Source organism: Methanoregula sp. (assembly GCF_002835825.1).
GTDB lineage: Archaea > Halobacteriota > Methanomicrobia > Methanomicrobiales > Methanospirillaceae > Methanoregula.
In genome coordinates this window covers 1-9,308 of sequence record NZ_PIZH01000045.1, presented here as the reverse complement: position 1 = coordinate 9,308, position 9,308 = coordinate 1, and the positions used below count along the sequence as shown (strand labels likewise).

Sequence of the window (9,308 nt, the reverse complement as noted above, 5' to 3'; positions counted from 1 at the left end):
GGCTCATGGCAACCGATACATTGACGTTTTTCGGGAAGGATTTGATGCACTCGTTTGCCTTCCCGGCGAAGATCTGCCGCCGTTCGTCAGCCTCGATTCCCAGTGCTGCAGGGCTCTTGGTTGTCCGGAGCAGGAGCTTTCTGAGTGTCGATATCCTCCCGATCTTGAGGTTGTCGAGGCCGAAGATTGCCCCGCTCGGAATGTAGACTTTTTTGCCGTTCTCGCGGGCCTTTGCCCGGACCAGGTTCCGGAACCCCGGGTCGGTCAGGGCGCCGACGCTCATGATCACCATGTCTTTCCCATGAGCCAGCACGTCCGGAGCATGCCGTTTGACCGCGCTGACTGAAGCGGCTTCGACCACGATGTCAAAGTCAGCAAGGATAAAGGCATCGAACTCCTGGTACGCTGCTGCACCGGAAATTGCCTCGATCTCCTTGGCGCGATCAGGGACCTGGTCAAACACTGCCACGATCGTGAACCGGCCTGCATGGCGTGCAATGATATGCCCGATGTTGCCACATCCAAGCAGCCCGATCCGTAACATGGTAAACAGGTTACGGGTGCAATCGGTTAAGTGTTGTGTCCGGAAATATCATATGGCGAAACGATGGTGCGGGGTGAACCACGATCCGGTGACTATGCGGACCTGCCGCCCGGGCTCTGCAACCGGAGGGTTGGTATCGAGACCTACGGGTGCCGGTATAATTTCGGGGATTCGGCAAAACTCGCCGAAGTGTTGAAACATCACGGCTGCACCATTACGGGATCACCGGATGACGCCGACGTTGTCATCGTCAACACCTGTACTGTTGTCGGGCCGACCGAGCGGCGGATGCTCAGAAGGCTCTCGGCGCTGCGGAACCGGGAACTGTATGTGACCGGCTGCATGCCGCAGGTCCAGAAGGAGGCTATCCTCTCTGTTTGCAATCCCGGTTTCATTTCCCCGGATTCCATACAGGAGTGGTACAACCGGGTGGGCACGGTTGCCGCCGGGGGCGTAGGGATTGTTCAGCTTGCACAGGGGTGCAATGGCACCTGCACCTATTGTATCACCCGCATGGCACGGGGCCCGCTCCGGAGTTTTCCGCCGGACGAGATCCGCAGGCAGGTGGCAGCATATGCTGCTTGTGGTGCCGCAGAGATCCAGTTGACAGCGCAGGATGTCAGTTCCTATGGCAAGGATATCGGCCTGTCTCTTGCCGGTCTGCTGGAGGGTATTGGCGATCCCGCGGGGAGTTACCGCATCCGTGTCGGGATGATGAACCCTGCAACGGTCATGGACGATCTCGATGCGATCGTTCGAGCATTCTCCGCAGAAAGGATCTTCCGGTTCGTCCACATTCCGGTACAATCCGGATCCGACACCATCCTGGAAAAGATGGGGCGGCGACATACTGCCCTGGACTTCTGTGACATTGTCGCCGCATTCCGGAAACGCTGCCCGGAGATCACGGTGATGACCGACATGATTGTTGGATTCCCGGGGGAAACGGAGGAAGACTTCTCCGCCTCGCTCGACCTCATCCGTCGTATCCGGCCCAACAAGGTGAACGTGACCCGGTACTCGAAACGGCCCTTCACCCCGCTCTCGCAGATGAAGGATTTCCCCGATTCCGTCAAGAAGGACCGCTCCCGTCTCCTGCTGTCCTGCGCTGAACAGGTCTATGCAGAAGTGAACCGGCCCTGGCTTGGGCGGGAGGTCCCGTTCATTGTCACGGAAACGATCCGGGAAGGCTCCGTCATGGCCCGGTCTCCATCCTACCGGGGCATCGTCATCAATGAAGACCTGCCGGCGGGATATGAAGGGCGTGCCGTGCTCAGGAAAGACCGGAAGTACTTTTTCCTTGGCGAGCGGGTGACATGACCGTCCCCGAACCGGAAGGCAGCCTGATCAGATCCGGTAATGATAGTAAAGAGCAGCGCAGCCGATTACAAGGCAACAGAGGAGTATCCCGTACAGCAGCGGGTTGCCTTCGATGGCGAGCGCTGCACCCCCCTCCTCCCCGTGTCCTGCATGCTCCTCCTCTTCAGGAGAAAGGCCGGCAGCCGAATGGAACCGTTCCTCGATGCCCTGAGGGCCGGTTGCCTGGAATGCCAGGATCGCGGCGGCAAGAAGGATGGCTGCGATCAGGAAAAAGAGGATCAACCCCCGCCTTTCCTTTAGCCCCATCATTGTTTCTGCTCCCCCAGGAGGTCCGGCCTTGCATTCCCGATATAGCGCACAATGAGTCCCGAGATGATAGCCTCGATCACGGCAACTCCCATGTTCACGGCGACAATGAGAGAGAGGCCGGCAAGGACTTGTCCCGGTGACTGGGTAACCCCCTGGACCCCGGAGATGAGGATGATCCCGATCATGATGAGGTTGCCACAGAAGAGACCGGCAAATGTGGCAATCCCTGCCCGGGAGAAGAGATCGGGAATGAAAGTATGGGATCCCCGGAAGACTGCCCATGCAACGAGGACCTCGGCAAGGTTCACGAGAACGTTTGCACCGACAAGGCCCCAACCCCCGTGGCCGATGGCTGCCGAGAGGATATTGATGACCAGTACCACGAGGGAGCCGAGCACCGGCCCGGCAAGGATGCCGACAAGGGGTGTCAGGTTCAGGTGGACCCCGCCAAAGAGCGGGATATTGACCTGGAAGAGCGCGAACGCTGTTGCCGTCACAAACGCGGCGATGGTGATCCTGCCGGTATCCTTGTGCCCCTTCGACCGTAAGATCCAGAGCGCAATCCCGATGCAAACAAGGGCAAGGAGCCACCAGACAAGGACCCAGGTGAGCGAAAATGCCCCGTCTTCGAGATGGATGTGTGCCATGGCTTATCAGTCTCCCCTTGTGAATGATGCTGTCTGATCAACCATTATCATGGGGAATATAAAAACCTGAGGAAAAATTTGGTGACGCACCAAACTTTCCGGTTCTCTCTGTTCCGGTTACCTGCCAGGACCCGCTCCAAGCAGCTGCACCAGTTCATCCCTCGTGACCGGCCGCTCTTCCCGGGTTCCTCCCTGTGAACGGCAGTACTCAAGCCATGTCATGACCGTATCCGGCTGTTTCAGCCCCGCCTCATGAATAAGATCGGAGTCATAGAATACATCGCGCGGGCTCCCCTCTGCAAAGACTGCCCCGTCCCTGACAAGGCAGATGCGGTCTGCGATCCGTGCCGCGAGTTCGAGGTCGTGGGTGGCGATCACGACACTGATGCCATAGCGTGTTTTCAGCTCCACGATGAGACGTTCGATCCGGGCACTGTGGACGGGATCCAGGTCGGAGGTCGGCTCGTCCATGGCAATAATCCGCGGCTTCATGGCAAGGATCCCGGCAATCGAGACAAGCCTCTTCTGCCCGCCGCTCAGGTAATTAGGAAGTTTGCTTACAAGCTCTGCGGCACCGACTGCTTCAAGCGCTTCGAGCGCCGCTCTTCTCGCATCTTCCGGTGCCATTCCCAGGTTCAGCGGGCCGAACATGACATCGTCAAGCACGGTTGGCGCAAACAACTGCTCATCCGAACGCTGGAAGATCACCCCGACTTCCTTCCAGAGGCCCTCGCGTTCCCCGCGGGCGACCGACCTGCCGTTGATCACGATATCGCCTTTTGTCGGGAGGAGCAGGCCGTTCAGGTGCTCGATGAGCGTGGATTTGCCCGAGCCGTTGGGACCGCACAGGGCAACGATCTCGTCTTTTAAGACATGGAAGCACATCTCGTGGATCCCGACGCTCCCGTCAGGATACGTATGGCTCGCACAGTCAACATGGATGAGTTCGCGCGAGGGATCGCCATGCTCGCAGTGCAGGTGTTCGGGATCGTGGCGCATGATTGCCATGGTTCACCACCATCCCGCGGCATGCGGGGAGATCCAGAGGATCAGGAGCACCGCAGAACACCCTGCGCAGATCAGGAAATACCCGGCAATCCCCGGCCCGGGGATCTTCGTGTTGGCGGACAATGACCCGTTATACCCCCGTGCCACCATCGCTTTCTCGACACGTTCGGCACGCTCGAAGGAACGGATGAAGACGAGACCGAAGATACCGGCAAACAGGCGCCCCTGGACCTGGATGGACCGGATGAGCCCCCCGCCCCGTGAGCGGACGGCCTTTAAGAGAGATGCTGCCATGGCAAGGGTCAGGAAGAGGAACCGGTAGGCAAGGAGGAAGACCTGGTCGAGCGGTGAAGGAAAGAGGCGGGAGACCATGGCCGAGAAGTGGGCATACTTCGTTGTCATGAGGAAGAAGAGCGAAAACGTGACCGAGATGAGCGCCTTTATGAGCAGGGTAACAACGAGGATGACGCCCTGGTCGGTAAGCGTGAGGTCAAATACGCCGAGGGGGATGGTGAAGAGCGGGACACCGGGTTCTGTCCATACCAGGATCCCCACAAGCGAGAGCACAAAGATCACAGGCATGGCATACCAGGCAATGATCTTTTTCATAGGGAGTCCGGCAGCAATGCAGCAAAGGAGGATCAGGGCATACAGGGCGGAAAGGATGAAAAGGTTGCTCGTCAGGGTGATGGTGAGGACGATCAGGATGAGCAGGATGAGCTTGGTCCAGGGACTTGCCCGGGAGAAGACGGAATCCTGCCGTTCGGCGCAGCTGGTGATGAGGTCGAGGTCCGGAATGTGTTCTGCGATCATGGACGGGCTCACGAGCGCACTCTCCGTTTCTTGCCGTGTTCCTGCCGTGCATTGTCAGCCATGCACCCGTCATCGTGGGTTATCTCCCCGCAGGCGCCCTGCAGCGGGTGACCCATGGCCCGGCACATGGTGTCGATAGCATGGCGGGAGATGGAACTCTCGAACCGGGAGACTTCCCGGCAGGCCTCCTCGCGGGAGAGCCCGTTCCTGACAAGGAGAAGACTCAGGATACGGTGACGCTTTACCAGGAATCCCGCGTACTTTTTTCCCTCATCGGTGAGGCAGACGCCATAGTAAGGGGTATGGTGCAGGTATCCCGTCTCAGCAAGGTCCCCGATAATTTTGGTTATCGTCGAGGGATCAACGCCAAAGTGGGCGGCGATCTCTGTTGTCCGCGCACTGCCGCCCCGTTCTGAAAGGTAGCGAAGAAACCCGACCTTCCGTGGCGACAGTTCGAGCCCTTCGACCGGTGTCATCTATCCTTGGTTATCGGTGATCGCGGATAAAGTTTGGGGGAATACCAAATTTTTTCTGAAGCCGCCCTGTCCCCTCTTCTGCGGCATGTCCCGTCTTACCGGGATGATCAGGACCGGAAAGGAGTCGTTTTATAGCCCGGGCATGAACATTTCTTATCTTCGATACAGACCGGTACACGGGGAGTTTTTGAGAATGGACGATGTCGAGAAGGGCTTTGACGCCCTCATGCAGAAGATTGAGGCACTGCAGGAGAACGAGAAGGCACTGGCGGGAACGATACAGGAGAACGAGGCCCGGCTCTTACAAAAGATGGCATCATCGGCAATCCCGGTGGTGAAGATCGTGGGCCTCAACATGCTCAGGAAGGGCAAGCAGGACACCAAGGGGGAGATCTACGACCCCCAGTATTACCCCCAGAAGATGATCATTCTTGGCAAGTCCGAACAACCTGCTGCATTCCGTCCCGATAATCCCTCAATGCCCGTTGTCGACCAGTTCTGTGTACTCTCAGAGGACGGCGACTTCTTCGAGCTGATGTACAGTTTTGACGGGTTCCTCACGGACTCCTATCTCAACCCCGTCACTGCAAAGAGGGCGCTTGAGGTCTACGGCTATGACATTATGTTCATGCTGTACCGTGCACTGCATGACTATCTCAAGAACGAGGAGGCGCTCCTTGCCTCGCTGGAGGTTGTCATCGGGTACGTGTTCGGGAAGAAAAAGCAGGAATGATCCCGCCCTCCTCTTTTTTTGACATTTTTTTAAAAAGACCGTCAGGTCTCGTTGCTGTTCAGGTATTAAAAACGGTAAAAACGATGAAAATGCGATGGGCCCGATGTGATTCGAACACATGACCTCCCGGTTATCAGCCGGGCGCACCACCTGGCTATGCTACGGGCCCGATAGTTGGCTGGATTTTACCCTAATTACTACTCCATCAGAGTTTTTATAGGTTGTGAATCCACAAGCGCACGTAACGGATCTCTTTTCGGGATCTTCAGATAGGGATATGTGTGAAAACACCACGGTAATTATACGGAACTGGGATCATGGAACGGAAGTATCTCCTCGGGAATGAAGCAATAGCGCATGCCTGTCTCGAAGCGGGTGTGGACTTTGTCTGCGGCTATCCGGGAACCCCGTCGTCCGAAGTGATCGATACGCTGCGGGCACAGCCGGAACGGCCGAATTACCTTGAATGGTCGGTGAACGAGAAGGTGGCGCTGGAGAATGCGCTTGCCGCGGCATGGTGCGGCGTCCGCGCCATCTGCACCATGAAGCACGTGGGTCTCAATGTTGCTGCCGATCCGCTGATGACGAGCGCCTATACCGGCGTGACCGGCGGCCTTGTCATCCTGAGCGCGGACGACCCGTTCGCCCACAGTTCCCAGAACGAGCAGGATACCCGGTGCTATGCGCACTTCGCGCGGGTGCCCTGTCTCGACCCGGCAAGCGTGCAGGAGGCGCACGACATGATCCCGGCGGCGTTTTCACTGTCCGAGGAATTCGGTCTCCCGGTCATCTTCCGCCCCACAACGCGCATCTGCCACTCGAAAGGTGATGTCGAACTGGGTGCCGTAGCAAAGAGCACCCGGAACGGTGAATTCAAAAAGGACCCGCGCCAGTATGTCGTGATCCCGGCGCACACCCGCGTCCTCCACAAGAAGCTCAACGAGAAGCAGCCGGCCATCCGGAAGCGGCTCGTGGAGCTGGGGTTTAACCGGTGCGAGGTGAAGGGGAAGACTGCGGTCATCGCGAGCGGGATCGGGACCACCTATGTGCAGGAACTTTTGCCCGAGGGCGTGTCCTTCATGAAGATCGCAGCCTACCCGATCGATGAGGAATGGCTCGGGGAATTCGTCCGAAAGCATGAAAAAGTCCTTGTGATCGAGGAACTGGCTCCCGAAGTCGAGGAGGTTGTCCGGCAGGTAGCAGGCACCGTCACGGTCTTTGGGAAGAAGAACGGGTATGCCCCGTGGGAAGGAGAGCTCTCCCCGCAGGCCGTTGCAGCGATTATGGAGAAGGCCGGCTTCCTTAACAAGAGCCCGTTTGCCGCGCCCGCGCCTGTGACGGACCTGCCGGTCCGCCCCCCGATTCTCTGTGCAGGATGCCTGCACCGCGGGGCATTCTATGCAATCAAGAAAGTGTTCCGTGACGGGATCTATCCCAGCGACATCGGGTGCTATACCCTCGGCCTCCAGCTCGGGGCCGTGGACACGACCATCTGCATGGGCGCGTCGATAACAGTTGGCAGCGGGATCGCCCACTCCGGTGAGACCCATGATGTGGTCTGTACGATCGGGGACTCCACGTTCCTGCACACGGGTATCCAGGGCCTGATGAACGCCGTCTACAATGGCGCGAACATGACCGTCGTCATCCTCGACAACCGGATCACGGCCATGACCGGCCACCAGCCGAACCCGAACACCGGCCTGACGGCGTGTGGGGTGGAGACCCCGGCCATCTCGCTCGATGCCGTCTGCCGGGCCTGCGGGGCAACCTTTGTCGAGACCCTTGACCCCTACGATGTCACCGGCATGGTGGATGTCCTCTCGGAGGCAAAGAAGCGGAAGGGCGTCAAGGTGATCATTGCCAAGCAGATGTGCGTCATCACCGCCCGACGCATGGGAATAAAACGCGGGCGGTACGAGGTCGATGCCGAAGCCTGCACCGGGTGCGGGACCTGTGTCCGGTTCGGCTGCCCGGCGATCGAGTTTGCCGATGAGAAAGCGCGGATCAATGATCTCTGCAGCGGCTGTGCGGTCTGTGCCCGGCTCTGTCCTGTCGGGGCGATAAGGAAGGAGGGGAAGAAATGACCGGGAGCTATGACATCCTGATCGTCGGTATCGGTGGGCAGGGCACGATCCTTGCCTCCAATATCCTCGGTGAGGCCTGCCTTATCGAGGGCCGGCACATCAAGGGAGCGGAGACGCACGGCATGGCCCAGCGAGGCGGGTCCGTGGAGAGCCACATCCGGATCGACGGGCTGTATGGCCCCCTCATCGCCCCCGGGCAGGCAGACCTCCTGATCTCGTTCGATCTGCTGGAGGCGCTCCGGTACTCGCATTACCTGAAGAGCGGGGGAACCGCAGTTGTCAGTAAAAACCTCGTTATTCCGACATCGGTCTATACCCAGAAACTTACTCCTCCGACTGAGGAGGAGATCGTTACAGCGCTGAAGAAGTACGGGCTCTGTCTCATTGACGCGGACCGGATTGCTACTGAAGCGGGAAGCCCGCTCTCCCAGAATGTGGTTATGCTCGGGGCAGCTTCCCGCTGGATACCCTTAAAACCGGAGAGCCTGCTCGAAGCGGTCAAGCGGCTGGTCCCGAAAAAGACTATCGAGATTAATGCAAAGGCCTTCCAGATGGGGCGGGACGCCGGCGGGAAGAGCTGAATGAAGAAGAAGCCCGGCGCGTTCCGGCCGGATACCCTGTACCAGGGCAACGCGCTCGAACTTCTCCCCCGTATCCCGGATGGTACGGTAGACCTCATCGTCACCGATCCACCGTTTGCGATCGATTTCCGTGCCCACCGGCTCAACTACAACCGGAAGAGGGCCAATGTTCTTGAAGGCTACCGCGAGGTGCCGGAAGAAGAGTACGGGGAGTTCACGCGCCAGTGGATTACCGAAGCGGCCCGCGTTCTTTCCCCGACCGGCAGCATGTACATCTTTTCCGGGTGGAACCGGCTCCGGGACATTCTCGAAGGGATTGATGACGCTGGGCTCACCACCATCAACCATCTCATCTGGAAATACCAGTTCGGGGTCTTCACGAAGAAGAAGTATGTAACAAGCCACTATCATATCCTGTTCGTGGCAAAGGACCAAAAGCAGTACACGTTCAACAAGATCGACCATTACCCCGAGGATGTCTGGGTGATCAACCGGGAGTACTGGAAGGGTAAGAAGAAAACCCCGACCAAGCTCCCCCGGGAACTGGTCCGGAAGATCCTCCTGTATTCCAGCAATCCCGGTGATCTGGTCCTGGATCCATTCCTTGGCTCTGGCACGGTTGCGCTGGTGGCACAGCAGGAAAGCCGGCATTTCCTTGGGTTCGAGATCGTCCCGGAATACTTTACCTTTGCAAAAAACTGCCTGGAAGAGCAATAAACTTCCGGCAGGTTTATTGATGGGCCCCGGTCCGGGAAAAATGCAGGAGGGGTACCTACCCCTCCCTCAGTAC

At 58.4% G+C, this 9,308-nt stretch carries 11 protein-coding genes and 1 tRNA gene; 5 read left to right on the top strand and 7 right to left on the bottom strand.

Annotated features, from left to right (window positions below):
• The coding region (locus tag CW742_RS03045; protein ID WP_292416260.1) for an aspartate dehydrogenase domain-containing protein at positions 1–544 on the bottom strand (544 nt) is incomplete at its 3' end.
• 63 nt (positions 545–607) lie between these two features.
• Here CW742_RS03045 and CW742_RS03040 point away from each other — a divergent pair.
• On the top strand, positions 608–1,864 hold the full coding sequence (locus CW742_RS03040) for a tRNA (N(6)-L-threonylcarbamoyladenosine(37)-C(2))-methylthiotransferase (RefSeq protein WP_292416258.1): 1,257 nt from the start codon (positions 608–610) through the stop codon (positions 1,862–1,864).
• A gap of 27 nt (positions 1,865–1,891) precedes the next feature.
• Here CW742_RS03040 and CW742_RS03035 read toward each other — a convergent pair whose 3' ends face one another.
• From CW742_RS03035 to CW742_RS03015, 5 genes are all read right to left on the bottom strand, one after another.
• Positions 1,892–2,173, bottom strand: coding sequence for a hypothetical protein (locus tag CW742_RS03035; RefSeq protein ID WP_292416256.1), 282 nt, complete (start codon positions 2,171–2,173; stop codon positions 1,892–1,894).
• Positions 2,170–2,820: an energy-coupling factor ABC transporter permease gene (locus CW742_RS03030; RefSeq protein WP_292416254.1), complete on the bottom strand. Its 651-nt coding sequence runs from the start codon at positions 2,818–2,820 to the stop codon at positions 2,170–2,172. Before CW742_RS03030 ends, CW742_RS03035 begins: the two co-directional genes overlap by 4 nt.
• Before the next feature lie 117 nt (positions 2,821–2,937).
• The gene (locus tag CW742_RS03025; protein ID WP_292416252.1) at positions 2,938–3,828 is read right to left on the bottom strand and encodes an energy-coupling factor ABC transporter ATP-binding protein; all 891 of its coding nucleotides are present in this window, start codon (positions 3,826–3,828) and stop codon (positions 2,938–2,940) included.
• A gap of 3 nt (positions 3,829–3,831) precedes the next feature.
• Positions 3,832–4,641 (bottom strand): cobalt ECF transporter T component CbiQ, encoded by an 810-nt coding sequence (gene cbiQ / locus CW742_RS03020; protein WP_292416250.1) that lies wholly within the window; start codon positions 4,639–4,641, stop codon positions 3,832–3,834.
• A gap of 8 nt (positions 4,642–4,649) precedes the next feature.
• Positions 4,650–5,117, bottom strand: a complete 468-nt coding sequence (locus tag CW742_RS03015; protein WP_292416248.1) for a metal-dependent transcriptional regulator — start codon at positions 5,115–5,117, stop codon at positions 4,650–4,652.
• Between the two features lie 193 nt (positions 5,118–5,310).
• Here CW742_RS03015 and CW742_RS03010 point away from each other — a divergent pair, with 193 nt between their 5' ends.
• Positions 5,311–5,850: a hypothetical protein gene (locus tag CW742_RS03010; RefSeq protein WP_292416246.1), complete on the top strand. Its 540-nt coding sequence runs from the start codon at positions 5,311–5,313 to the stop codon at positions 5,848–5,850.
• A 95-nt stretch (positions 5,851–5,945) separates the two neighbouring features.
• Here the strand turns inward: CW742_RS03010 and CW742_RS03005 are convergent.
• A tRNA-Ile gene (locus CW742_RS03005) sits at positions 5,946–6,019 on the bottom strand.
• A gap of 148 nt (positions 6,020–6,167) precedes the next feature.
• On the opposite strand from CW742_RS03005, the gene iorA reads away from it, so the two are divergent.
• Genes iorA through CW742_RS02990 form a run of 3 tightly spaced genes read left to right on the top strand, consistent with a single transcriptional unit; the run spans position 6,168 to position 9,235 of the window.
• Positions 6,168–7,937, top strand: coding sequence for an indolepyruvate ferredoxin oxidoreductase subunit alpha (gene iorA / locus CW742_RS03000; protein WP_292416245.1), 1,770 nt, complete (start codon positions 6,168–6,170; stop codon positions 7,935–7,937).
• Positions 7,934–8,518: an indolepyruvate oxidoreductase subunit beta gene (locus tag CW742_RS02995; RefSeq protein WP_292416243.1), complete on the top strand. Its 585-nt coding sequence runs from the start codon at positions 7,934–7,936 to the stop codon at positions 8,516–8,518. Before iorA ends, CW742_RS02995 begins: the two co-directional genes overlap by 4 nt.
• Positions 8,519–9,235 (top strand): site-specific DNA-methyltransferase, encoded by a 717-nt coding sequence (locus tag CW742_RS02990; protein WP_292416240.1) that lies wholly within the window; start codon positions 8,519–8,521, stop codon positions 9,233–9,235.
• The last annotated feature ends 73 nt before the right edge of the window (positions 9,236–9,308 follow it).

What these genes read in the sequence shown, in the direction of transcription:
- CW742_RS02990 (WP_292416240.1), top strand. Translation starts at nt 8,519, where the DNA reads ATGAAGAAGAAGCCCGGCGCGTTCCGGCCGGATACCCTGTACCAGGGC.
- CW742_RS03035 (WP_292416256.1), bottom strand. Translation starts at nt 2,173, where the DNA reads ATGATGGGGCTAAAGGAAAGGCGGGGGTTGATCCTCTTTTTCCTGATC.
- CW742_RS03030 (WP_292416254.1), bottom strand. Translation starts at nt 2,820, where the DNA reads ATGGCACACATCCATCTCGAAGACGGGGCATTTTCGCTCACCTGGGTC.
- cbiQ (WP_292416250.1), bottom strand. Translation starts at nt 4,641, where the DNA reads ATGATCGCAGAACACATTCCGGACCTCGACCTCATCACCAGCTGCGCC.
- CW742_RS03040 (WP_292416258.1), top strand. Translation starts at nt 608, where the DNA reads ATGGTGCGGGGTGAACCACGATCCGGTGACTATGCGGACCTGCCGCCC.
- CW742_RS03010 (WP_292416246.1), top strand. Translation starts at nt 5,311, where the DNA reads ATGGACGATGTCGAGAAGGGCTTTGACGCCCTCATGCAGAAGATTGAG.
- CW742_RS03015 (WP_292416248.1), bottom strand. Translation starts at nt 5,117, where the DNA reads ATGACACCGGTCGAAGGGCTCGAACTGTCGCCACGGAAGGTCGGGTTT.
- iorA (WP_292416245.1), top strand. Translation starts at nt 6,168, where the DNA reads ATGGAACGGAAGTATCTCCTCGGGAATGAAGCAATAGCGCATGCCTGT.
- CW742_RS03025 (WP_292416252.1), bottom strand. Translation starts at nt 3,828, where the DNA reads ATGGCAATCATGCGCCACGATCCCGAACACCTGCACTGCGAGCATGGC.
- CW742_RS02995 (WP_292416243.1), top strand. Translation starts at nt 7,934, where the DNA reads ATGACCGGGAGCTATGACATCCTGATCGTCGGTATCGGTGGGCAGGGC.